At 53.5% G+C, this 23,057-nt stretch carries 19 protein-coding genes and 1 tRNA gene; 12 read left to right on the top strand and 8 right to left on the bottom strand.

All coding sequences use genetic code 11. The features are described 5' to 3' along the window. The first annotated feature begins 610 nt into the window (after positions 1–610). Both JIN87_RS25445 and JIN87_RS25440 read left to right on the top strand, forming a co-directional pair. Complete coding sequence (locus JIN87_RS25445; RefSeq protein ID WP_200359017.1) at positions 611–787, top strand: hypothetical protein; 177 nt, start codon at positions 611–613, stop codon at positions 785–787. Between the two features lie 83 nt (positions 788–870). After that, positions 871–1,320 carry a hypothetical protein gene (locus JIN87_RS25440; protein WP_200359015.1) on the top strand — a complete coding sequence of 150 codons (450 nt, stop codon included), beginning with the start codon at positions 871–873 and terminating at the stop codon, positions 1,318–1,320. Positions 1,321–1,341: 21 nt separating this feature from the next. Here JIN87_RS25440 and JIN87_RS25435 read toward each other — a convergent pair whose 3' ends face one another. The 3 genes from JIN87_RS25435 to JIN87_RS25425 all read right to left on the bottom strand — a co-directional run bounded on the left by JIN87_RS25435 (position 1,342) and on the right by JIN87_RS25425 (position 5,410). Beyond that, complete coding sequence (locus tag JIN87_RS25435) at positions 1,342–3,585, bottom strand: glycoside hydrolase family 3 N-terminal domain-containing protein (RefSeq protein ID WP_200359013.1); 2,244 nt, start codon at positions 3,583–3,585, stop codon at positions 1,342–1,344. Positions 3,586–3,669: 84 nt separating this feature from the next. Beyond that, on the bottom strand, positions 3,670–4,758 hold the full coding sequence (locus JIN87_RS25430) for a hypothetical protein (protein ID WP_200359011.1): 1,089 nt from the start codon (positions 4,756–4,758) through the stop codon (positions 3,670–3,672). Between the two features lie 91 nt (positions 4,759–4,849). Next, positions 4,850–5,410 (bottom strand): hypothetical protein, encoded by a 561-nt coding sequence (locus tag JIN87_RS25425; protein ID WP_200359009.1) that lies wholly within the window; start codon positions 5,408–5,410, stop codon positions 4,850–4,852. Positions 5,411–5,653: 243 nt separating this feature from the next. Between JIN87_RS25425 and JIN87_RS25420 the strand changes: the two genes are divergently transcribed. Together JIN87_RS25420 and JIN87_RS25415 are read left to right on the top strand one after the other, a co-directional pair. Then, positions 5,654–6,730 (top strand): hypothetical protein, encoded by a 1,077-nt coding sequence (locus JIN87_RS25420; RefSeq protein WP_200359007.1) that lies wholly within the window; start codon positions 5,654–5,656, stop codon positions 6,728–6,730. Next, complete coding sequence (locus tag JIN87_RS25415; protein WP_200359005.1) at positions 6,720–6,944, top strand: DUF6429 family protein; 225 nt, start codon at positions 6,720–6,722, stop codon at positions 6,942–6,944. Before JIN87_RS25420 ends, JIN87_RS25415 begins: the two co-directional genes overlap by 11 nt. Before the next feature lie 19 nt (positions 6,945–6,963). On the opposite strand, the gene JIN87_RS25410 is transcribed toward JIN87_RS25415, so the two are convergent. Further along, a complete protein-coding gene (locus JIN87_RS25410; RefSeq protein WP_200359003.1) occupies positions 6,964–8,202 on the bottom strand; it encodes a hypothetical protein in 1,239 nt (412 codons plus the stop codon). A 60-nt stretch (positions 8,203–8,262) separates the two neighbouring features. Between JIN87_RS25410 and JIN87_RS25405 the strand changes: the two genes are divergently transcribed. Beyond that, complete coding sequence (locus JIN87_RS25405) at positions 8,263–10,608, top strand: DEAD/DEAH box helicase (protein ID WP_200359001.1); 2,346 nt, start codon at positions 8,263–8,265, stop codon at positions 10,606–10,608. 231 nt (positions 10,609–10,839) lie between these two features. On the opposite strand, the gene JIN87_RS25400 is transcribed toward JIN87_RS25405, so the two are convergent. From JIN87_RS25400 to JIN87_RS25390, 3 genes are all read right to left on the bottom strand, one after another. Continuing rightward, on the bottom strand, positions 10,840–11,265 hold the full coding sequence (locus JIN87_RS25400) for a PIN domain-containing protein (RefSeq protein WP_200358999.1): 426 nt from the start codon (positions 11,263–11,265) through the stop codon (positions 10,840–10,842). Then, positions 11,262–11,501 (bottom strand): hypothetical protein, encoded by a 240-nt coding sequence (locus JIN87_RS25395; RefSeq protein ID WP_200358997.1) that lies wholly within the window; start codon positions 11,499–11,501, stop codon positions 11,262–11,264. Before JIN87_RS25395 ends, JIN87_RS25400 begins: the two co-directional genes overlap by 4 nt. 1,244 nt (positions 11,502–12,745) lie before the next feature. After that, the gene (locus JIN87_RS25390; protein ID WP_200358995.1) at positions 12,746–13,315 is read right to left on the bottom strand and encodes a group I truncated hemoglobin; all 570 of its coding nucleotides are present in this window, start codon (positions 13,313–13,315) and stop codon (positions 12,746–12,748) included. Positions 13,316–13,598: 283 nt separating this feature from the next. Between JIN87_RS25390 and JIN87_RS25385 the strand changes: the two genes are divergently transcribed. Further along, a complete protein-coding gene (locus JIN87_RS25385) occupies positions 13,599–16,340 on the top strand; it encodes an AfsR/SARP family transcriptional regulator (protein WP_200358993.1) in 2,742 nt (913 codons plus the stop codon). 311 nt (positions 16,341–16,651) lie between these two features. Here JIN87_RS25385 and JIN87_RS25380 read toward each other — a convergent pair. Then, positions 16,652–16,741, bottom strand: a tRNA-Ser gene (locus tag JIN87_RS25380). Positions 16,742–16,931: 190 nt separating this feature from the next. On the opposite strand from JIN87_RS25380, the gene nuoB reads away from it, so the two are divergent. The 6 genes from nuoB to JIN87_RS25350 all read left to right on the top strand — a co-directional run bounded on the left by nuoB (position 16,932) and on the right by JIN87_RS25350 (position 23,002). Next, positions 16,932–17,447: an NADH-quinone oxidoreductase subunit NuoB gene (nuoB, locus tag JIN87_RS25375; protein ID WP_200358991.1), complete on the top strand. Its 516-nt coding sequence runs from the start codon at positions 16,932–16,934 to the stop codon at positions 17,445–17,447. Positions 17,448–17,459: 12 nt separating this feature from the next. Next, on the top strand, positions 17,460–18,080 hold the full coding sequence (locus tag JIN87_RS25370; protein WP_200358989.1) for an NADH-quinone oxidoreductase subunit C: 621 nt from the start codon (positions 17,460–17,462) through the stop codon (positions 18,078–18,080). Positions 18,081–18,119: 39 nt separating this feature from the next. Beyond that, positions 18,120–19,361, top strand: coding sequence for an NADH dehydrogenase (quinone) subunit D (gene nuoD, locus JIN87_RS25365; protein ID WP_200358987.1), 1,242 nt, complete (start codon positions 18,120–18,122; stop codon positions 19,359–19,361). 83 nt (positions 19,362–19,444) lie between these two features. Then, the gene (locus JIN87_RS25360) at positions 19,445–19,942 is read left to right on the top strand and encodes an NADH-quinone oxidoreductase subunit NuoE family protein (protein ID WP_200358985.1); all 498 of its coding nucleotides are present in this window, start codon (positions 19,445–19,447) and stop codon (positions 19,940–19,942) included. Positions 19,943–19,947: 5 nt separating this feature from the next. Next, entirely contained in the window at positions 19,948–21,312 is a 1,365-nt protein-coding gene (nuoF, locus tag JIN87_RS25355; protein ID WP_200358983.1) for an NADH-quinone oxidoreductase subunit NuoF, read from the top strand. Beyond that, entirely contained in the window at positions 21,305–23,002 is a 1,698-nt protein-coding gene (locus tag JIN87_RS25350; protein ID WP_200358981.1) for an NADH-quinone oxidoreductase subunit G, read from the top strand. The genes nuoF and JIN87_RS25350 overlap by 8 nt, the downstream gene beginning before the upstream one ends. The last annotated feature ends 55 nt before the right edge of the window (positions 23,003–23,057 follow it).

The following is a 23,057-nucleotide window of genomic DNA, read 5'->3' as shown; positions in this document are numbered from 1 at the left end:
AGCAGCTCTAACTGTGAGCGATCAGCGGTCTTGAAACTCATGGGGAAAAGCTTCTAGCATCGATTGGAGAGAAGCAAGAGTCTGCAACAGCCTGCTTGGCGAAGGAGGAAGGCCGCCGTGGAAACTCGATCCTGCATTGCGCATTGGTGTCGACGTAAGCGCTCAAAGGCTCTTCATCCGCTTCTGCTACTCGTTCGGAGAGTGGTGCTACAGGCTTGGAGCCTGTATTTTTAGAAGAAGATGAAGAAGGAGAAGCAGAAGAAGAAGAACATTTTGGAGACGTTTTTCAGATACGTTGACGCCAATGTGCATTGCGGCTGACTGGGCCAGTCAGCCCTACCTCGCGCGACTCACCATTCAAAAAAAGTAAGGCGGGTCGCCTACCCCTAAGCGACCCGCCATCGTTTTCTTTGTTACCCCAAAATGTCTCGCTAAGCGAGAACGTGCTTAGTTTAGCAACGGGCGTGCCAACCTTGCGGATTGCTCAAAATGTATTTGTTACGATTGCGTGTTGGCGTTGGGAATCGTGGGGTATTCAGAGTTTTTTTACGGTGCGATTCATACGAGGTTAAGCTAGGGCTTGGTAGGTTTGTGGTCCCAGCCTTGTCCTATGAATCCTGAAATCGAAGCCCCCTCTGGGGTTCCTCTTGTCGAGGGCCCTAAAACTGTTGTTGAGACTCCGCGCGCAGAGTGTGAGGCGGTCCAAGATGCCATCGTGATTTACGGTTGGTACTGGTTGCTGATGGAGGAGCTCGATCTGATGAAGAAGCGTTTGGGTGATTTTTGAGCATCTTGCCTGTTGTAGTTTTTTGAATGCTTCATTTGTTGATGGGGGCGGGGCGTGGGTTAGACGCGCTGCCTTTTCACTCTATGAATATTTACGGGGTACTGGTTGTACTGCATTTGCTCGGTGCTTGTGTCTGGCTTGGGGGACATGCGGTGCTCGCCTATCTGCTGTTTCCGTCCGTTCTGAACGATCGCAATCCGGACGTGATGTACCGCATCGAGACGGCGTACGACCGGATCGGCATGCCGGCGCTTTTTGTGCAGGTGGCGACTGGGCTGATGCTCGCTTACGGGCATGTCCCGGACTTCGGCTCTTGGCTTGCCTTTGAGGTGCCGATGGCGCGGATGATCGTGATGAAGCTGGCGTTGCTGCTGCTGATTCTAGGGCTGTCGTTCGACCTTCGGATTCGCATGTTTGCGAAGGTGGGATCGGCCGGGCTTAAGTCGCTCGGATGGCATACCGCTTTGGTTCTGCTGCTTTCAGCGACTTCGGTATTTCTAGGCGCGTCCTTTCGAATCGGCTGGCTGTACTGACTGAATGTTATGGGGAGTGGCTTACTCCTTTACGGTGAAGGGTGACTTGAGGAGCTGGCGGGCTCGGGAGCTTGCCCCGACTTGGAGTTCGAAGTCGCCGGGCTCCACTACGCGTTGGCTGTCAGCATTGACGATTGTGAATTCGGATACAGGCACTTCGAAGCGGACGCGTTTGGTTTCGCCGGCGGAGAGTGGTACGCGTTGGAAGGCTTTGAGCTCCTTGTCGACCCACGTTGAGGAGGTTACTAGGTCGGAGATGTAGAGTTGGGCGATTTCGATGCCATCACGATTGCTGGTGTTTTTGATTGTGACTTCCGCGGAAAGGATATCGGTGGCGGACAGTTCGTTTGATTTAAGTGTAAGGTCGCTGTATTCGTAGGTTGAGTACGAGAGGCCTTGTCCGAAGGCGTAGAGTGGGTCTTGGGTGAGGTCGGCGTAGGTGTTGCCGTGTTGGCCGCGGACTTGGTTGTAGTAGATCGGTTGTTGGCCTACGTGGCGTGGAATGGATACGGTGAGTTTGCCGCAAGGATTGTTGTATCCAAAAATCGTTTCAGCGATCGCGGTGCCGCCTGCCATGCCGGGGCTGAACGCTTCGATAATCGCTGCTGCCTCGATGATCTCTGGGGGAAGGACGAGCGGTTTGCTGTTGATGAGGACGATGACGAGCGGCTTGCCGGTGGCTGCTAGGGCTCGCAGGAGATCGAGCTGTCCGCCTTGGAGTTCGAGGGTGGCGGTGGATTTGCACTCGCCAAAGAAGGTCATCATGTCGCCGACGGCTACGACTGCGAGGTCGCTCTGCTCGGTGGCGGCGACGGCTTCGGCGATTTGCTTGGGGTCGGTGGGAGCGGCCTCCCAGACTTCGATCTGGTTTTGGCCGTCGTTGTAGTCGGCTTCGATGCGGCCGGTGGGCAGGGCTATGTCGGCGCCCTTGGCGTAGGTGATGGTGGAGCCTTCTGGAGCTATGGCGCGGATGCCGTCGAGGACGGTTTGGGTGCATTCGCGGGGGTGGCCGTCGTCTATCCAGGAGGCTTGGCCGGTGGCTCCGGCCCAGTCTCCGAGTTGGGCTTGGGCGTCGTCGGCGTTGGGGCCGATGACGGCGATCTTGAGCGGCTTGTCTTGGGCGAGCGGGAGGATGCCGTCGTTTTTGAGGAGGACGAGCGATTCGCGGGTGAGTTTGAGGTTGGTCTCTTTGTGGTCGGCTCGGCCGATGATGGTGGCTTGAGCGTCGAGGTCTGGTTTGCCGGGATCCTCGAAGAGGCCGAGGCGGAATTTTAGTTTGAGGATGCGGCGGAGGATGGCGTCGATTTGTGCTTCGGTTACCAAGCCGTTGGCGACTGCTTCTTGAGCGCCGTCGTAGAACTCGGGGGTGGACATCATGAGGTCGTTGCCGGATTTGATGGCGAGGGCGGCGGCGTGGGCGAAGGTGGGGACGACTTTTTGTTCCCACTTGAGGCGTCCGACATTGTCCCAGTCGGTGACGAGGATGCCGTCGAAGCCCCACTCTTCTTTGAGGACGTCGTTGAGCAGCCAGCGGCTGGCGGTGGAGGGGGTGCCGTCGATGGATTGGTAGCCGGTCATGAAGGAGAGGCATCCTTCGCGGGCGGCGCGTTCGAAGGGGGGGAAGAAGAAGGAGCGGAGCTTGCGTCGGGAGAGATCGGCTTCGGAGGCGTCGCGTCCGCCTTGGGTCTCGGAGTAGCCGGCGTAGTGTTTGGCGGTGGCGAGGATGGCCTCGGGGTCGTCGAGGCCTTTTCCTTGGTAGCCTCGGATCATGGCGCAGCCGAACTCGCCGATGAGGAAGGGATCTTCGCCGAAGGTTTCGCCGACGCGTCCCCAGCGGAGGTCGCGGGTGATGCAAAGCACTGGAGAGAAGGTCCATTTGAGGCCGGTGGTACGGACTTCGCGCGCGGTGATGCGGGCGGACTCTTCGATAAGCTCGGTATTCCAGCTGGCGGCCATGCCGAGTTGGGTGGGGAAAATGGTGGCTCCTGGGTGGAAGGAGTGGCCGTGGATGCAGTCGTCGCCGAAGAGGATAGGGATGCCGAGGCGGGTTTGGGCGGCCATGTCCATGGCTTTGGCGGCTTCCTGGTTTTGGATGTGAAGGAGGGAGCCGACTTGCTGGCGGTTGATGAGGTCGTCGAGATTGCCGCGGCCACCGTCGAGCTGCATGAGCTGACCGACCTTTTCGGCGAGTGTCATGCGTGGCATGAGGTCGTCGATTCGGGCGTCGATTGGCTGGGAGGCGTCTTTGTAGAGTGGCTGTGACATGGAAATTCTTTTTCGCTGAAGAAAGAATTTCGCGCACAAAAGCGCAACTCAAAGCGGTGCTATTTCAATAGGACGAGTGGGGTCTTAGTTGTCCGGATCGGCGGGGACGAGGCGGTAGAACTGGCTTGGGGCATTGGGGAATCGAATGCGTCGTGGGCCGGTTTCTCCTTGCTCGAGGCTTGAGGCGCCATCGAGGAATTTTTCAGGGGGCAAGGGGTGCCAGGCTCCGTTTCTCAGGTTGTCGCAGCTCTCTATCTGGATGCCGCGTTGTAGGCCGTTTTCTGGGAGGTGGAGGGTGAGGGTCAGGCCTTCGGCTTCGTGGGTGAAGCTCCAGGGGAAGCTGGATTTTTCGCTTGCTGGGAGGCTGAATGCGTAGAGGGCGGCGAGGTAGGTTCCGTGCTCGTTCGTGCTGTCTTCGTCTTCTAGCTCATATCCGCCGTCTAGCAGCCATTGGCCGAATTTGTTGGGAGCGGAGAATTCGGCTTCGGCGGTGGTGGTGCCTGCGGTCTTGCTGGTCAGGGTGGTATTGGTATCGGGGATTTTCTCTGACTGTTCTAGGTCGAGGGTGGTGTGAAAGGTGAGTTTGTAGGTGCTGGTGGTGCTGTCGCCCTCCGTTTCGACGACCTCTAACCGGATCTCAGGACCCATGGAGGACTCTACGGAGTCGGGTGGGTCTAGGGCGACGTCGATGCGTTGGGTTTGGGTGCGACCGTCTATGGTCAGTTTGGCTGTGAGGATGCCGGCTATGGGGTAGGTCAGGATGCGATCCGTTTCCTGGACCCAGCCTTGGTCGTCGATGTCGTGTGGGCCTCCAAGGGTCTCGACCTTTATTTGCAGCCCGGAGCTGCTTTGTTCGATGCCAACGTTTTTTGTGCCGAAACCCGTGAAGTGTATTTTCGCGGTGTTTTTGAAGGTGGCGTCTGATTCTCGGATCACGCCGCCGGTGAATCGAATGGCGGTGGGTTTCTGGCTCGTTGGGTCGAAACTCAGAACGGCATGCATGGTGCCTTGGTGGGAGATTACTTGTTCGGAGGAGTTGCCGGTGGAGTAGGCGATCGTTTCGGTACGGGAGCTCTCGAGGATGTTGAAAACGATGGGGATGTCTGTGCCGTGCGCACAGGCGAAGGATAGGAGCCATATTGCCCCTGCGTGCAATGGTCGGATTCCAATCACAATCTCTAGGCAATCAAGGAAGCTCGAATAGTCAACGTTGCGGGTTGAGGTTTAGGTGTATTGAAAAGTTGGATGCGAGGAGGAAATTCTCTCAGGGGTCGAAGGAAAAGCTTTGGCTGATGGATTCGAATTCGTCGAGACGCTCTACGAAACGGTCTTTCAAGGTCGTGCAGGAGACCGCGACGCAATACCCGTCGATGATTCTGACGCGCTCAAAATTGTATGAATCGATGCGCTCGTTGTCTGAGGGCCTAAGGTAGGTGAGCGAATAGATCACGCACTCTGAATCTCCCTCCGTGTACCGTCTGATCATCGCGAACTCTCCCGTCGATCCGGAGATCTTGTCGTCCATGATTTTCGCGACGCTGGTTTCTTGCCACAGCCGGTCAATGTGCACGCTGATCATTTCTGTGAATCTTGCGTCAGGAGATTCCGGAGCCCTCCAAAATATGACCGCTGTGCCCATGAAGTTCTCTGCACGGACCTCGTAGGGCGCAGGGAGTTGGACGGTGAACGACTTCGCCTTGTAGTAGCCTCTGTAGATCCTGCCTTCCGGTGTCACGCTGATGCCGGCGTGCATGGGGAGTGATCCGACTGCGGCTAGCAGCGCAATCAGGGCGATCGTGAGGGACTCTGGCTTGAATCGTCTCATGCTGGGTAGCGGGTGATTCGAACTTACTGCGGGTTGAGGGCCATGACGAGCTAACTTGGCGAGAAGGCGAGAGATAGTATCTGTATGTATCGGACTGATTAGTTTGCTTGTTTCCGCTATGGGAAATGGGGTGTTTTTTTGCGCGTGTGAGTTGCAGGTTTATGGAAGGCGGAAATTGGTTTGTCTTTGCGGGTGTGGCGGGATTGCTTGGTGGGTGGAATGTAACTTTGTGAAAGGAACCGTATGGCATTGAGACTTGGCGACTATGTGGTGCGAGGAGAAATGGATAACCGGCACGGCTATGCGACGGTCGGTTGGCTTGAGCTGCGGGGGAGTGGTGAGTTTTTGCGTGTCGAGTTGACGGGTGATCTGTCGGAAGATCTGAAGGGGAAGCGGATTCGCTTCGAGTGTTCTAAAAGTGGATACAAGTCGCTTGAGCAGAAGTCGGCTTCTGAGGGTGCGTTTCCGGATCGCTACGTTGGAGCGACGGCGACGATGACCGCGGATCATCGAGTAAAGGTTTTCGATTGTCCGATTGGGGAGTTCTACATGCGGTGCAAAATGGGGGAGCCAGCTCCGACGTTTTGGCGGCGTTGCTTGTATCTCGAATGGTACGGGAATTGCGGTCGCGTGTTGGTAGAGCTGCCGGATGCGTCGGTTTGGATTGTCGAGGGAGAAGGAGAGGAGGAGCGGATGCATCGCTTGCCTGATATCGAGGAGGGACCTGAAGAGGTGGCGAATTGGGAAGGCGAAGATGGGGCGTCTGAGATCGAAATAGTGGAGGTGGAGCGTGTGGATGACGAAAAGACGCGGGTGACGCGGACACGAGTTTCGAAGGGTGATGAGCAGAGCGAGGGGCTTGGTGAGAGCGAGGATCTGTATTCGCTTTTTTCTGACGAGTTCAAGGAGATGATTGGAGTTTCGGATGGGAAGGCAGATGGTGGGTTTCGGGAGGAAGTTACCCAGATGGAGGAGGTTTGGGAGGGGAAGGCGAATGGGGATTCTCTTCGCGACTTGATTGGTCAGAGACCGGATTTTGAGGCGTTAAGCGAGGCGGAGGCAGAGAATGTATTGAAAATTGCGGTGGGAAAGATGGGATTGCTCAACATCGCGTATCATGTTTGTGAACACATGACACCGCGGGAGGCTTGTCGGTATTTGTGGGAGCGGTTGGGGGATTGCCAAGTTCATCATCAAATGGAGGGTGGGTCATGGTTTTGTCATTTTTCGACGGCGGATGGTTGCCCGCGTTGCGCCGAGGTCATGGAGCGGGAGGAGTTGGATTTCGAAAGTCAAAAGGAGAATACTGATGAAGATTGATGAAGAGAAAGTGGATGAAGCTGTTTTGGCGTTGCTACAGTTGACCTTGTGTGGAGGCAGTAGGGCTTGGAAGGGACACGATTGGGATGTTTTGAATCGCTTGTACGAGAAGGGATTTATCTACGATCCCGTTGGGAAGGCGAAGTCGGTGATGTTGACGGAGGAAGGGATGAAGCGCTCGGAGGAGTTGTTTGAGCGTTTGTTTGGAAAGTAGAGGAGTTAGGGACTCTGGGCTATTCGCTTAGGAGTTGGAACGGGAATTCTTTTTCTGGCGGGTGCTTGGATTTCCAGCTTTCCCGTCGACAAGCGTAGCCGGGGGTGTCGGGCAGATCGCCGTTTGAAATGACGTCGGCTATGGCGAGACGCTGTTGGAGTCCGGTTAGAGTGGGGTAGTTGCTGGCGAGTTGGTTGGCTCGTTCGTAGTAGGTTTCGATATTGTTCTCGTGGGTGGCGAGTTGTTTGAGAGCGTTTAGGGTGTGGATGGCGTACTCGTAGTATTTGGTTTTCTTTCGTTCGATAAACTCGGCGGCTTTAGCCCACATGAGGGCGCGGTTGCTTTGGAGTTTGGCAAAATAGAGCCGCTCTTGCTTCTGGCGCTCGAGTTCGGCGAGACGTTCGCGTTCTGCTTTTGCTGATTGGGCTTGTTTTTGGAGCTGGGAAAAAGGGGGCGTTGCGGTAAGGGGATGGTGTTCGGTGCGTTTCTGTTTTTTTGTCTTTCTCCGAAGTTCGGTTACGAGCTCAGCTCTGGCGCTTTGTGGATTCTTTTTTAGGAGATTACGGAGAAGGTGTTGAGCTTCTTGGGCCGTTAGTTTGGGGAGAAGTGCTTCGAGTTCGTCGCTCTGTGACGATTCGCGTTTGCGTTTGGGCTTGCTGAGAGACTGGGCGGTGTAGAGTAGGTCGTGGTCGAGGCCAATGAAGTTTACGAGATCGAGGTGAGTGTCGTCGAGTTGGGCGAGCCCAGCAGGAATGGACGGCTCGTTTTCTAGCTCGTCATAGGCTTCGGCGGCTTTCAGCCAGAGGATATGTAGGGAGCGTAGGTCGTCTTCGAGGAGTTCCTCGTAGAAGTCGGTAAATCGGGAACCAGTGTAAGGGCAGTCGTCGTAGTAATCGTACCGTGCGTCAGTGTCCCAGTTTTCCTCAAAGTAACAATCGATGATTACTTGGTCATCTGTCTCGATAATCTGGATGGATTGACCGATCTCATAGGTGGCGATGGTTTCGAGATTGATTGCGGCCTTGTCGAAGCGGAAGGCGAGGCGTTGGGTGCCCCAGTTGCTCTCGTACGTGAAGAGGTCGAAGTATTGCCGCAAGACTTTGATCGGGTCGTGCTTGAAGCTGCTGTAGTGATACTCAACTACAGCGCTCGAGTGGCCGACCGAAATGTGTGAGGAGAGTTTGCCGACTGCTTTGCGTTGCGTGGTGGAAAGGGCTCGGTTGATCGCGTCGAATTGATAGCATTGGTATTCGCTCATGGAGGAGGTTATAGCATGAGGGGTGGGACAATCATTGACGGACCCTAGGAAAAAAGCCGATTGCGTTGTCAGCATGTTGCTTTGCACGAAGAGCGGTTGGCGCTTTTGTCGGAGCTCCATGCGATGGAACGTGCTGGCTCGCAGAGGCAGATTGACGCGGTTGTTGATCAAGTTCCCGTAAGTCCAAAAGATAAGGTTTCGCTCTTCAAACGGCGTTTTGCTGCACGAACAGACGTTTTTCCAAGGTTTTGGGAAAATACATCGAAGGGAACCAAGGGCTATTATCCTGTTTGCGAAACTGTCTACGAAGCGGGAGTGCGCTTGAAGCCGTCAGAGATTTATTCGCGTTTTGGCTCTTCCAAATTCTCTCGACTAGATGATCCGGTGATCGAAGACCATTTGAGGGGAAAGCATACGATAGGCTCGTATTCGATTCGAAAGGACGATACCTGCATTTTCCTCGCAGCGGATTTTGATGGTGAAGGATGGGAAGCGTGTGTGGTCGAATATTCGGATTCTGCTGAAATTTTCGGGTTTCAAACCCTTCTTGAGATTTCGAGATCCGGAAATGGCGCCCATGTATGGCTCTTCTTTGCTGAACCAGTTCCTACCCGCCTTGCTCGAAGTTTAGGAACGGTTATTCTGGGTGAAGCGTCTAGCCGACTGTCGAAATTCGATTTAGGGGCGTACGACCGCTTTTTCCCGAATCAAGACACGATGCCAAAGGGCGGATTTGGAAACCTGATCGGTTTGCCGCTGCAGTGTGATAGAAGGGAGGATGGCTGTACTGTTTTCGTTGATACGAATCTATCCGTTTTTGAAGATCAATGGGCGGCTCTAGCAAAGACGCCCTGTTATTGGGAACATCAGCTCCGAACTGCTTTGGAACGCTTCGTTGAAGTCTCACCAATAGAAGAATGCTCTCCGGAGGATATTGCTGATGCTTCTCTGTCAGGAGGCAAGTCGGGAGCAGCGTCAATAAAGATACCGAATTGGCGGGCTGAGTTGAGGGAGTCTTTGTTGGTTTCTGAGGAGGGGTTGCCTGATGAGTTCGTCGCCAAGATTATTCGTTTGGCGACCTTCCCCAACCCGGAGTTTTTTGAAAAGCAAAGAATGCGTTTCCCGGTATTCAACACTCCTCGCTATATTGTGAGTGCAGAGCGGCAATCTGGCAGCATATCAATTCCGCGTGGGTGCATTGAAGCCGTAAAAGAGCTATTTGCCACGAGGGGGTCCCGTTTGGAGATCGAGGATTTTCGATTAAGCGAGAAGCGAGTACGTATACGATTTACGGGTACGCTAACTCAGAGCCAGAAGAGTGCTGTTATCGCGATGGAGGTCAATGAGCATGGAGTGCTGGTCGCTCCACCAGGTTCGGGAAAGACGGTAATGGCATGCTCTTTGATCGCTCGATGGAAACTGGCAACCGTCATTCTCGTGAACCGTCGATCGATCGCTGATCAATGGAAAGAGCGTTTGGGTGAGTTCACGACGATTTCGGATGACCGATTGGGTGAATGGGGCGGCGGCAAGAAGAAGCTCAGTGGCGTTGTCGATGTGGTGATGATGCAGAGTCTCGCGCGAGCCGCGGACGTAGTTGCATTTTTTCGTGGTTACAGTTTGGTCGTAATCGACGAGTGCCATCACATTCCGGCGGTTAGCTTTGAGAACGTATTGAAGCAATGTGGGTGCCGTAAGGTATTGGGGCTCACTGCGACTCCAAAAAGGAAAGATGGCTTGGAAGCGTTGCTCTATCAACAATGTGGGCCGGTTCGATTTCTGTTGTCGGAAGATTCGGATCCTAACTTGCTGAAGCGTATCCAATTTATTGAAACGGGGTTCGGGCGAGGGCTAGGCCAATACTTGGCTCTCCATGAAATCTGGGAAGAACTCATTCAGAATGATCAAAGGAATGAGTTGATTGCTTCTTTAGTGGAGAGACAGCTAAAGGAGGGGCGTCGGTGTCTTGTTATCTCCGATCGTATTTCTCATTTGGAATCAATGGAAGCCTTGCTGTGCGAACGAGCTGGTCGTCTTGGCATCGTTCCTGAATTGATGACTGGAGGAAGAGGCTCGAAGGCTCTGAAGGAGCAAAATGAGCGTATCCGGAAGTGTTTGAGCGATGGATATGGAATCTGCTTGTTGGCAACGGGGTCTTTTCTGGGTGAAGGATATGATCTCCAGGAGTTGGATACGCTTTTTCTAGCTATGCCCATTTCATTCAAGGGACGTCTCATCCAGTATGTGGGGCGTTTGCATCGAAGATGTGAAGGTAAAAGAGAAGTCAGGGTGTACGATTTCATCGATGAAAATTTGCCCGTCGCGATGAGCATGTTTCGAAAGCGTAGGCCTGCCTATAATAAGATGGGGTACTCCGAGGTGAGTGAGCACTCGGGTACCTGTTAATATTACGCTCAAGATCGCCGCCCTGACAATGGTCTGCGTTTTTGCAGAACTCCTTTCTAGGCAAGCGCAGAAGATGTAGAGGTCGCTCACCTTGAGTGGCAGCCCTTTATGGGTGGGATCCTCGGTTTCTGGAGCCTACAATTTTAGAAGCTCTCGAAGTTCTCAACTTCGGGAGCTTTTTGTTTTACGGTTTCTAAGTCGTCTGGCCAAAACTTGATGAGGAAACCGGTTTTATTGTAGTTTTCCAGCATCACGCATTTCGAACAGCCAATCACCTGGCGTTCGGATGCGCATTCCGTAAAACTGTTTCCCTAGCCGGCCCTCAAAATCGACTCGGTCCAAGGTCAATAGATAGTCACTCTTGGTTGCCAATGCTCCGAGCAAGACAGGTTTATCTTTGGCTTTGGAGTAGAGCAGAATGTTATCCGACGACCAAGCATCGCTCACCCATTGGATACGATTGCGAAGCGTGTCAGAGAAATAGGATACAGCTTCTTCTCCTATCTTTGGAAGGTTGCGAAGCGTCTCTTGTCGGCAATAGTGGGAATTTGCGAGCTGCCAACTGTGTTTCTTTGCCTCGTTCACGATAAATCGGCTTGCTCCAACTTCTGAGCCAGTCGCGGAGAGCAGGACGCTCGTGTCGAGGAAAAGCCTCACTTCTTCTTGGCCTTAAACGCCTCCATTGCCGCTTCATCCTCTTTGATCCATTTGCGAATTGTCTTCTTGGGAATGTCGCGGACGGGGATGGCCGTCGCTGGTTCGAGCACCAGTTTTCCGTCTACCTCGTTGGCGATGAGCATTGGATTTTCTAATCCCTCAAGGCCGAGTCGGCGCCGCAGGGCCGGCGGCAAAGTGACTGTCCCTCTTTTGCTGATAGGAATGACTGTAGGCATGCTGCGATGCTGCAATGCAGCAAAGTGAAAGTCAAGTTGCGTGGTAGAGCTCCATAATCCGAAACAATCTGCAGACTTTTAATCTAACGGCTTCCCAGCTACGAGTTAGGGAAGCGAAATGCCATCAAAGTCCTTAAGGAGTTCGGTTTGCATCTACTCTTGTTTGGCGAAGCTGGTGGCTGGCTTTGCTCTATTTAGGGAGGAGAGCTCCTTTTCGGTCTAAGGCTCGTTGAGTAGCTCAGATCTTCTTTGTCCTTCTCGGGTTGGGAAGGTGTGATCTCAGGCAACTTTGCCAATTGGATCAGACGTTTTGAGAGCAGGAGTGTTGATAATCAAACGCTTAAATGGCGGAGAGTACCGAGGAACGCAGTGACGACACTCGAGGAGCGAAGCGAGGAGACAAGGGAGTATCCCTCGATCGGAGCGATTTTTGCCTTTAGCAAAAATGGCGGAGAGAGAGGGATGGGCTCACTGCGTTCGGAGCTGCGCCCTCACACTTCGTTTGCCCGTTCCGCTTTGCTTCACAAACCCTCTGCTCGGGTCCGAATCCCGGTGAGTCTAAACGCAAAAAAGCGTGGACTGGATAGACGACACTTTCAGGAATTTAAATGGCGGAGAGTACCGAGGAATGCAGTGACGACACTTGAGAAGCGAAGCGATGAGACAAGGGAGTATCCCTCGATCGGAGCGATTTTTGCCTTTAGCAAAAATGGCGGAGAGAGAGGGATTCGAACGATAAAGAGTCTTTCACCATTCTTCACAAACCTTTGTTTTTCATAACTTTAAAACTAGTGAAAGATGCCAGAAAATGCCCCAAAATGAGGCAAAAAAACTTCAGACTGGCAAAGAATTGGCAAAGCTCTGAATCTCCTTCTGAGGCACCTGAACACTCTATCGCTCGGCTTCTCGGCCTTAAATGCTTACTATCTTGAGACTTGCTCCCGCAAAAAGTCGATAGTCGCATTCCCTTTAGGTCAAGCCCATCGACCTATACCGTCCCCGTCGAGCGCTGGTGTCGCCGCTTTGGCAATCCAGCCCATCGCGAAACATTTCTCGAGCAGTATGGAGCGCGTTTCGAGAAACATGAGCGATTCAGGTCATCAGAAGAAGGTCCAGCAATTCGGCGAGTTCATTCGCCACGAGGTCGCCCCTAAAGTGACCAACCCCAAAAATGTCGTCACTAAAGCGACTCAGAAAAGCTCGGCAGCACTGTCGCCACCGAGCCAAAGTCGAAACAGCAAATGCTACTTTGTCGCCTGCGTAACTACAACAGACCGAAACGACTCGAAGATCGCCGCCACTTCGTCTTGAGTATCCTTAGTCGCTCCACTGGCTTTAACCGCTGCCAAAGCATCTACCATCGCTAGATCGAATATCTCGTCACTAATGTTCAGGTGAGCGTGCGCAGTACGCATGTCAGCCCCGGAATATGTGGCGGGACCCCCAGTGCCGGTCGCGAAGAATTCCACGATCGTCTTGCGGAACCAAGCGTGGTCGAGATGCACGAAATAGGGAGCGAGTTTCGGGTTTTCCAAGTGTCTCTCCAAGGTGTTTTCGACGATGAACTCCACTCCTTTCTGCCCTCCCAATCGCTCATACAAGGTCGGCTGCTCCTCCGCTTCAGTAGCCCCTGCAGAGTCGCCAATCGCCAAAACTAAAACGACAGCGCAAAAGAGAGAGCAAACCCTCGAGCCGATGCTCCTCACGATCCGGCTCGACTGCATGGCATGATTTGCACTCCGTTCACTTTCGATCTCGATGGTCGGCAAACTGTCAGGATCGCCCAATACATTCATATTTTTAGATATTCTCACTATGTAATTGTTGGTTGAAGGATTCGCTTCCGAAACGATTTTCTGAAGCGATTGGAGAATAACAAAGGGTGCGTTCTCAGAGCGTTCTCAGAACGTTATTCCGGAAATTCACAGGCAAAATGTCGCCGTTTCCCTCGAGCTTCACACCCACCTGTCAGCGATTAGCAGCAATAATATCATCATTGACCTGCACTTTAGGTGTGCCCGAGATGGACCCTTCGGACATAAAAAGTCCTCTACACCGAAGCAAACCCGTACAACGAGATTCCAACTCCTCATCGAATTGCTACCCCGCAATACACAGTCCCTTGAGATTCAGCTCCTCAGCAACGTCGCCGTGATGCACGGCAACGAGCCTATTCCAGCGTTCAGCAAACCACGCCTCCAATCGTTGCTCGCATACCTCGTGCTGCATCGAGGCAAGCCACAGGCACGGAACCAAATCGCCTTCTCCCTCTGGCCTGATTCGGAAGAAAAACAGGCCTTAACCAATCTCCGCCAAACCCTGCATCAACTCAAAGGCGCGATCCCCGACGCAGACTCTTATCTGACAATCGAGACACAGAGCATCGCATGGAAGCAAGAAGCCCCCTGCACGATTGATGTCGAAGAGCTAGAGAATGCACTCGCACTCGCAAAAAGTGCAGACAGGACCACTGACAAAAAAATCCACGCCCTTCAGCAGGCCTCTAAACTCTACCAAGGTGACTTGCTGCCTATTCACGACGAAGAGTGGATAATACCCCGTCGAAATTCCCTGCGTTCTGAATTCGAGAGTTCGCAGAGGGAATTGATCACAGCCCTGGCGCAACGTGAACGCTATCAGGAGGCGAGCGAAGTCGCCAGACAGCAAGTCCGCCGCGACAATCTCAGCGAAGCGAAGCACCACACCTTGATCGATCTCCTAGCCCAAAGTGGAGATCGCTCATCCGCGCTTCTTGCCTACAACGACTGTGCGAAAATCCTGGAAGAAGAACTCGGCATCGAGCCGGGCAACGAACTTCAAAAACTGCGATCACAGATACTAAGCCAAATCTCCTCAACCGCAAAGACTCCGAACCGAGCCAAGGCAGTTCCCTCAAACGAGGTTCGCTCTTCTCCCAACCGCAGGATTCTTCCAATTTTCTCCGTACTCGCGATAGCGACCGCCTGCCTACTTGTTTTTGTTTTCTTTTCCCAACCCCAAGCATCCGAAGAGTTGAGGGAGAACTCCATCGCCATCCTACCCTTCGAAAACCGAAGCCAACTCGACGAGGACCTTCACTTCACCAATGGCATACACGACGACCTAATCACACGGGTCTCTCATATCCAAAACCTGAAGACAATCTCCCGCACCTCCGTCGAACGCTACCGAGGCACAACACGCGACCTTCGAGAAATCGGAAGCGAACTTGGCGTCTCCACGATTATCGAAGGCGGCGTTCAACGATCCGGCGACCAAATTCGCATCAATATCCAGCTCATAAATGCCCAAACCGGTTATCACATCTGGGCAGAAAACTACACTCGGGAACTCACCGCGCCTGAACTCTTCGCCCTGCAAACCGAAATAACAGAGTCTATAGCAAAAGAGCTCAAAACCGTCCTATCCCTAACAGGAAAAGAAAAACTGGATACACTCCCCACTCGCAACCTCGCAGCCCTAGAAGCCTACTTCCGCGGCAACCAGGAGTATGACAAATACACAGCCGAGAGCTTCGTGAAAGCACGCGTACACTACGAACGAGCCGTCCAGCTAGACCCCGACTTCGCTTTAGCTCACGCAAGCCTAGCCAAAAACTACCTTTGCGAACTCCACTACGCCGGGCTCCCCTTCGAAGAGCAAACCATCAAGTCGGACAAGAGCATCAGGACAGCACTCGAGCTCGACCCCAACTCCAGCGAAGCATACACGGCCCTTAGCGTCCTCCGAAAATTCCAACACGATGTTCAAGGAGCCGAGATCGCAGCTCAAAAATCGCTGAAGCTCAATCCCAACAACGCCATCGCGCTCCGCAACTACGCCATCCTAAAAGTCTGGTCCATAGGCGACCTAGAGGGAGCGATTCCTCTTTGCAATCGAGCAATGGAGCTCGACCCTTTCCCTGCTCATGAGAAGCAAGTGATCGCTGGTATCCACATCTTAGCTGGCGACCTCAAAAGAGCTCACGATATCATCGAGAGACTTAACCAAGAAGAACCCAACAATCCACAAACGCTTCTCGTACTCGGCAACCTATACGGCAAGGGCTACCAAAAATACGACCAAGCCATCAAGTACTTCCGACTGGCTCATTCTATTTCTCCCGATGACCATAATTTCACATGGGCCTTAGCCGAGCACTTCAGTGAGATTGGAGATCAGGACAGCTTCCTATTCTGGGCCCGACGCACCCTCAAACTCTCTCCCGTTTCAAACAGGGCAAACTACGTCAAAGGGTGTATTCACCAAGCCCTTGGAGAAGAAGATCAAGCCTACGCCTACTTCGCTTCCATGGAAAAAACGGATGAGTACTTCGAATACGCTCAGAACAAGATCTCCCACAAAGAAGCAGCAAACGGTCTCAGGAAAATCTCGCTTGAGAGGTTTCAGAAACGTTTTCCATCAATCTTCCAAAAGGAAACGACGCTCAACTTAAACAACTACCCACACGCCATCGAGTATGCCCACCTATTGGACTTCTGGGGAGAAACAGCCAAAGCTCAAACACTCGCGTCACAAATCATTGAATACCTTTCAAAGATCCCTCGTCTAGGCCCCAGTGGATACATGTACAAGGATGCTGAACTACACTTGATCCTCGGCACGCCCGACAGGGCGCTCGCCTCCGTACGAGAGTACGTCGAAAAAGGGGGAATCGCTGCTAGCCTGTTGAACAACGAGCGACTCTCGCCCCTTCACAACTCCCCCGAGTTCCAAGAGCTGACTACGACCGTACAATCGAGACTCACAGAACAACGGGAAAACCTGGAAGAATGGGAGAGGAAAGGTAAGCTCGCTGACATCCCTAAACTTCAGGTTACAATTTCGCAAAGGCAGTGAAGACCTGAAATGTCTTAGTAACACCAATTCCATTATCCCCCTAACGGGTAAGAAGCGGCGATCACATTCATCGCATCGGTCGGGCAAGCTAATCAATGGCCAATAATCAGGCAGGCGTTCAATGGGATAAACCGGGTGTTCCAAGCTTCACCATTCGCTCTATCTCAATGTCGATTAGCGAATTAAGAAGCTTATCGAAGAACGAAGCTTTCGGGAGATGCAAACACATGTGAATTTTAACTCAGATCCCTCGGATTGGATTCCTTTTGCTGCAAGGCTCTTCTGCTCGTTACGCTTCACAGCATCTAAAATGGCGGAGAGAGAGGGATTCGAACCCTCGGTACGGTTACCCGTACACGCACTTTCCAGGCGCGCGCCTTCGACCACTCAGCCACCTCTCCGTGCTTTTTTACCCTCGGACCGATGGGTCTCCGGGAAAAGAACGGCCTAATAAGGGGACTCGCCCTAGGGCGGTCAATGTCTTTTCTCAAAAAATAAAATCGAAGACAAATCGCTCTCTTTAAGAGCAAATCCCGCTTGCATAGTAGAAGGGGGCACGTAGGTTCGGGCGTTTGTAGTGTTCCGAGAAAAATGGTCTCTTCTAACGCAGATATAGGTTACAACAGTAAGGTCGAAGGTGGCGTGATCGTCTCCAAGGCTGACGCGGTTATTAACTGGATTCGCACCCACTCGCTTTGGCCGATGCCAATGGGTTTGGCGTGCTGCGCGATTGAGCTCATGGCTTCCGGCGCTTCGAAGTTCGATATCTCGCGCTTCGGCGCTGAGGTGATGCGCTTTTCCCCTCGCCAGTCGGACGTCATGATCGTCGCTGGCACAGTCACTTACAAGATGGCTCCAATTGTACGCCGCATCTATGAACAGATGGCGGAGCCGAAGTGGGTGATCGCGATGGGCGCCTGTGCGTCCTCGGGAGGTATGTACCGTTCCTACGCTACCTTGCAGGGAGTGGATCGCATTGTTCCGGTTGATGTTTACGTGAGCGGATGCCCGCCGCGGCCGGAAGCTTTGCTCGACGCTCTAATAAAGCTGCAGGACAAGGTTCGTACGGAAACGTCGACCACCGACCTTCTTAAAGTAAAATCCTGATCTGTTCGCACGATGATTGCTCAAGATCTACTCGCCGCCCTGCAAGGAGTTAACTCCGAAGTCGCAGAGCGCGAATCTGCCGATTGGCCTTCTTTCAACTGCCCGATCGACTCTCTAGTCGATGTGCTCCGAGCTCTCCGCGACAACCATGGCTACGACATGCTGGTCGATGCTACTGGTATAGATAATGGAGTAGAGGCGAGCCCGCGCTTCACGGCTGTCTACCACCTGCAGTCCACTGCGAATCACGTTTACGTGCGTGTGGCGGCGGATTGCGCGGATAGCGAAAACCCTGTCGCACCGAGTGTCGTCGATCTCTGGGCTGGAGCTGACTGGCACGAGCGCGAGTGCTATGACTTGATGGGCATCAAGTACGAAAACCACCCGGACCTTCGCCGCATTCTGATGTGGGACGAGTATCCGTACCACCCGTTGCGCAAGGACTTCCCGCTTGCGGGTCACGAAGGCCAGCTTTGGGACGGTGAAATCGCGGAAGTCACCGGAACAGGAACGATTCCCGCTCCGATGGCAGGTGGTCCATTCGTTTCAAGTTGCTCCAACTTCGAGGCCGACAAAGAGCCGCGAGCCAAGGACGAGAGCTGGAACGAAAAGAACGAAAAGCCAAACGGCTAACTCGAACCCAACGCCGACACCTCTAAACGAATTTAGCCAATGGCGACCGAATCTAAAGAATACGCAATGCCCGACGCAGGAGCGCGCGCGGCACAAGCTTCGGAAGAGTTCGAGACTGAAAAGCTCGAGCTCAGCATGGGCCCATCTCACCCGTCTACGCACGGGGTTTTGCGCCTCAATCTCGAACTCGACGGCGAGATCATCCAAAAGTGCGATCCAGTACTTGGATATCTCCACCGGGGCGACGAGAAGATTGCCGAGAATATGACTTACAACCAGTTCGTCCCGTACACGGACCGACTGGACTACCTCGCTCCGCTGGCCAACAACGCGATCTACGCTATCGCGGTTGAAAAGCTCGCCGGCATCGAAGTACCAGAGCGTTGCCAATCGATTCGCGTGATCACCAGCGAAATGGCTCGTATCTCTTCGCACCTTCTCGGCCTCGGAGCCTACACCATGGACGTGGGCGCTTTGACCGTGTTCATGATCACTTTCACCGAGCGTGAACATCTCTACACACTTTTCGAAGAACTCACCGGCGCTCGCTTCACTACTAGTTATAGTCGTATTGGTGGCGTGACACGTGACATGCCAGAAGGGTGGACCGACAAGGTTCTCGAATTCTGTACCAAGTTCCTTCCGCTCCTAGATGACGTTGAGAGCCTGCTCTCCCGCAACCGCGTTTTCGTAGACCGTACCGCGGACATTGGTGTTATTAGTAAAGAAGACGCCATCGCTTACGGCCTCACTGGTCCAAACGCTCGAGCCTCCGGTATCGACGTCGACCTCCGCCGCGACAATCCTTACTCCGGCTACGAGAAGTATGACTTCGAAGTCGTGCTTGGCGAAAACGGTGACTGCTACGACCGCTACACGGTTCGCATGGAAGAAATGCGCCAGAGTGTTCGGATCATTCGCCAGGCGATCGCTCAGTTGCCAGAAGGTCCATATCGTGCGGAAGACGCCAAGAAGATTATCCTACCGCACAAGGATAAGACGCTCACCTCCATGGAAGAGCTCATCCAGAATTTCATGATCACGACCGAAGGCCCGCAGATCCCAGCCGGCGAAGTTTACTTCGAAGGTGAAGCTCCCAAGGGCGCTCTCGGATTCTTCATCCACTCAAAGGGTGGAGGCGTCCCGTATCGCATGAAGATCCGTGGTCCTTCCTTCTGTAACTTGAGCATCCTGCCGAAGCTCTGTGTCGGAGGCATGGTTTCCGATATCCCAGCGATCCTCGGTAGCTTCGACTTCGTAATGGGGGAATGCGATCGGTAGAATTTTATCGCCCACGAATGACACGAATATTCACGAATTGAATACGAGGTATTCGAGCGGATTAGTGAGATTCGTGGGGAGAAATGACTTTTAAGAAAATGGACTTAAAGCCAGAGACATTAGCTGAGATCGAAGCTGCGATTCCGAAGTATCCGGAAGCGCAGAGCGCGGTGATGCCATTGCTGCACGCGATCCAAAAGGATCAAGGATTCATCTCGAATGAAGCGGCCGAGTGGGTTGCCGAGAAACTCGGGATCGCTCCGATCAATGTACTTTCGGTAGTGACTTTCTACCCGTTCTTCCGTCAGCACAAAGTGGGCAAGCGTCACATCCGAGTTTGCCGTACGCTTTCTTGCGCGATGGCCGGTGGATCAAAGGTTTGCGACAAGATGCTTTCGGAATTCGAAGCGGAGCTGAATCAAGTCTCACCAGATGGCGAAGTGACCGTCGAGTTCGCCGAGTGTCTCGCTAGCTGCGGAAGTGCTCCAGTGATGCTCGTCGACGAAGATCTTCACGAAAACCTCACGGTCGAGAAGGCCAAGGAAATTTGCGACCAGATCAAAGCGGAGGGGACTAAGTAGTTACGATGGCAATACATCCAAGAGAACAACGTCTCATCCTTAAGTACGCTGACGAGCCAGGCTACACGCCGCACATCGACAGCTACTTGGAAAAGGGCGGCTACGAAACGCTCAAGAAAGCGGTCACCATGGAGCCGCAGTCAATTATCGACGAAGTCAAGAAGTCCGGCCTGCGTGGTCGTGGCGGTGCGGGCTTCCCCTGTGGCGTTAAGTGGAGCTTCGTTGACCGTAAGTCCGGTAAGCCAATCTACTTGATCTGCAACTGCGACGAATCTGAGCCAGGCACTTTCAAGGACCGTCAAATCGTGCACAAGGATCCGCATCAGCTGATCGAAGGCATGATGATCTCCTGTTTCGCGAACAACGTGGCCAAGGCTTTCATCTACATTCGCGAAGAAATGCCGTACGGGGCGAAGATCCTTGATCAGGCGATTCTCGAAGCGAAGGAAAAGGGATTCGTCGGCGACAATGTTCTAGGATCCGGATACAGCTGCGACATCGTAGTGCACCGCGGAGCGGCAGCCTACATTTGCGGAGAGGAAACCGGTCTTATCGAATCTCTCGAAGGCAAGCGTGCGAATCCACGTATCAAGCCTCCTTACTTCCCAGCGGTACTCGGCCTCTACAATTGCCCGACTATCGTTAACAACGTCGAAACCCTCTGTAACCCGATCCACATCCTCAAGATGGGTGCGGACGAGTTCGCTAAGATTGGCCGTCCTAACAACTCAGGTACTCGTATCTGGTGTGTGTCCGGCGGTGTGCAGCGTCCTGGTTACTACGAAGTAGGGGAAATGACTTTGGGCGATCTCGTTTACGATATCTGCGGTGGTCCACTTCCAGGTCGCAAGATCAAGGCGATCATTCCTGGTGGTTCGTCCATGAAGATTCTCAAGAACGGTGACCGTTATAAGGGCAAGAACCCTGATGGTTCCGAATACGATTGGGGCCTCGAGGATATCCCGCTCGACTACGATGGTATCGCAGCTGCGGGATCCATGTCCGGTTCAGGCGGAATGATGGTGCTCGATGACACTGTATCCATTCCGGCAGCACTTGCTAATTTGATGGCATTCTACTCTCACGAATCTTGCGGACAATGTACGCCGTGTCGTGAGGGCTCGCTCTGGCTCAAGAAGATCACTTCGCGCATGGTTCACGGCCAAGCTCGTGAAGAGGATGTCGATCTCATGCTTTCAGTGGCGGACCAAATCGCAGGTCGCACGATCTGCGCGTTCGGATTCGCGGTGGCTTGGCCGGTACAGAGCTACATTGCCAAGTTTGAAGAAGAATTTAGAGAATATGCGGCGCACCTCAGCGATCCAAATGCTGACCGCCAAGCCATAAAGGAACTCGCGTGCAATGGCTGAGGAAAAGAAAGATAATTTGATAACGGTCAATATTGACGGCCAAGACCTGCAAGTGCCTCCGGGTACGAACATGGTTGAGGCGGTCAAGATGCTTGGCAAGGAGGTCCCGCACTACTGCTACCATCCGAAGCTATCCATCGCCGGTAACTGCCGCATGTGTCTCGTTGAGATGGGTATGCCAGGTCGCGATCGCGCGACTGGTGAGCCGATGCTCAACGAAGATGGTACGCCGAAGATTATGTGGATGCCCGGTCCTGCGATCGCTTGCGGTACCAAGGCTGCTCCCGGCATGCACATTAAGACTAGCTCGCCTAAGGCAGTTGAGTCGCGTGAGTCGGTAACTGAATTCCTCCTCGTCAATCACCCGCTCGACTGTCCGATCTGTGACCAAGCTGGTGAGTGTAAGCTACAAGAGTTTTCCGCGTCACACGGACGTGGATACAGCCGTTTCGTTGAAGAGAAGAACGTAAAGCCAAAGCGTACTCGCCTTGGACCAAGGGTTACACTCGATGATGAACGTTGTATTCTCTGCTCCCGCTGTATCCGTTTCTCGCAGGAAGTTGCCAAGGACGATGTGCTCGGCTTCACCGATCGCGGTAGCTACTCCACTTTGACCTGCTTCCCAGGCAAGGAGCTCGCGAACAACTACTCTCTTAATACAGTAGACATTTGCCCAGTTGGTGCACTCACCAGCACGGACTTCCGATTCAAGATGCGCGTTTGGTTCCTCAAGGAATCCAAGAGCGTCGACTTCGAATCCAGTGTCGGCTGCAACACTGTTGTTTCTTCTCGCGAAGGTAAGGTCTACCGCGTGACGCCTCGCCGCAACGACGAGGTCAACGACACTTGGATGCCAGACTCCGGTCGCGAACTCTACAAGCAGATCGAAGCGGACAATCGTTTGTCTTTCTCATCTGTGAATGGCTCGCAGACCTCCGCAGTTGAAGCTCTCAAGGCTGCTGCTGAACTCCTGAAAGGGGAGGGCGTGGCAATCGTCGGTTCCGGTCGCAACACGGTTGAAGAGCAATTCGTTCTCAAGCAAATCGCCGAGCAAACCAACGCCAAAGGCGTGTATCTGGTTGCTCGATACGGTGACGACGACGGGATCCTGATCTCCAAGGATCGCAACCCGAACGTTCGTGGTGCGCTTGCAACTGGCTTAATCTCAGATCTGCCGGCCGAGCAACTCTCCGTTCTCGCTTCTCAGATCGATAGCGGCGAAGTGAATACCATCCTCGCAACGAAGGAAGATCTCGTAGCTGCTGGTCTCACAGCTGAGCAACTCAAGAAGGTTAAGCTGGTTGTTATCGACACGCACGCTTCCGAAACAACTGAGAATGCAGACGTGGTCATCGCGGGGCTCACTCAGTTCGAGAAGTCCGGTTCTGTTATCAACCAGCAGTTCCGTATCCAGAAATTCCACAAGGCGGTTCCAGGCCCGGTCGGTTCGATCGACGACCTCGCCGCTCTGGCAGCGATCCAGGCGAGCCTTTCCGACGAAACCTACCCATCTGTGGTCGGTACGGTTTGGGAGAAGATCGCAGCAGAAAGCAGCATCTTCGAAGGCCTCAGCTTCAAGGGTATCGCCGACACCGGCAATCTGCTCGATGGAAGCGCTTTCGCAGGGCTCGCCTTCGCGGAAGGCAAGTCACTCCACTTTGAACCAGCAGTTGCGGAGGTGGCGAAGTGACGAATTTCAAGATCAACGTAGCGCGGTGCTTCAGCCCGCGTTCTCAATGCAAGAT

Origin of the sequence: Pelagicoccus mobilis (assembly GCF_016595505.1) — a bacterium.
GTDB lineage: Bacteria > Verrucomicrobiota > Verrucomicrobiia > Opitutales > Opitutaceae > Pelagicoccus > Pelagicoccus mobilis.
This window is presented reverse-complemented; position numbering and strand designations above follow the sequence as displayed.

Coding starts and splice junctions, on each gene's coding strand:
- JIN87_RS25420 (WP_200359007.1), top strand. CDS start 5,654: ATGGCATTGAGACTTGGCGACTATGTGGTGCGAGGAGAAATGGATAAC.
- JIN87_RS25360 (WP_200358985.1), top strand. CDS start 19,445: ATGACTTTTAAGAAAATGGACTTAAAGCCAGAGACATTAGCTGAGATC.
- JIN87_RS25445 (WP_200359017.1), top strand. CDS start 611: ATGAATCCTGAAATCGAAGCCCCCTCTGGGGTTCCTCTTGTCGAGGGC.
- JIN87_RS25415 (WP_200359005.1), top strand. CDS start 6,720: ATGAAGATTGATGAAGAGAAAGTGGATGAAGCTGTTTTGGCGTTGCTA.
- nuoD (WP_200358987.1), top strand. CDS start 18,120: ATGGCGACCGAATCTAAAGAATACGCAATGCCCGACGCAGGAGCGCGC.
- JIN87_RS25350 (WP_200358981.1), top strand. CDS start 21,305: ATGGCTGAGGAAAAGAAAGATAATTTGATAACGGTCAATATTGACGGC.
- JIN87_RS25425 (WP_200359009.1), bottom strand. CDS start 5,410: ATGAGACGATTCAAGCCAGAGTCCCTCACGATCGCCCTGATTGCGCTG.
- JIN87_RS25410 (WP_200359003.1), bottom strand. CDS start 8,202: ATGAGCGAATACCAATGCTATCAATTCGACGCGATCAACCGAGCCCTT.
- JIN87_RS25435 (WP_200359013.1), bottom strand. CDS start 3,585: ATGTCACAGCCACTCTACAAAGACGCCTCCCAGCCAATCGACGCCCGA.
- JIN87_RS25440 (WP_200359015.1), top strand. CDS start 871: ATGAATATTTACGGGGTACTGGTTGTACTGCATTTGCTCGGTGCTTGT.
- JIN87_RS25395 (WP_200358997.1), bottom strand. CDS start 11,501: ATGCCTACAGTCATTCCTATCAGCAAAAGAGGGACAGTCACTTTGCCG.
- nuoB (WP_200358991.1), top strand. CDS start 16,932: ATGGTCTCTTCTAACGCAGATATAGGTTACAACAGTAAGGTCGAAGGT.
- JIN87_RS25370 (WP_200358989.1), top strand. CDS start 17,460: ATGATTGCTCAAGATCTACTCGCCGCCCTGCAAGGAGTTAACTCCGAA.
- nuoF (WP_200358983.1), top strand. CDS start 19,948: ATGGCAATACATCCAAGAGAACAACGTCTCATCCTTAAGTACGCTGAC.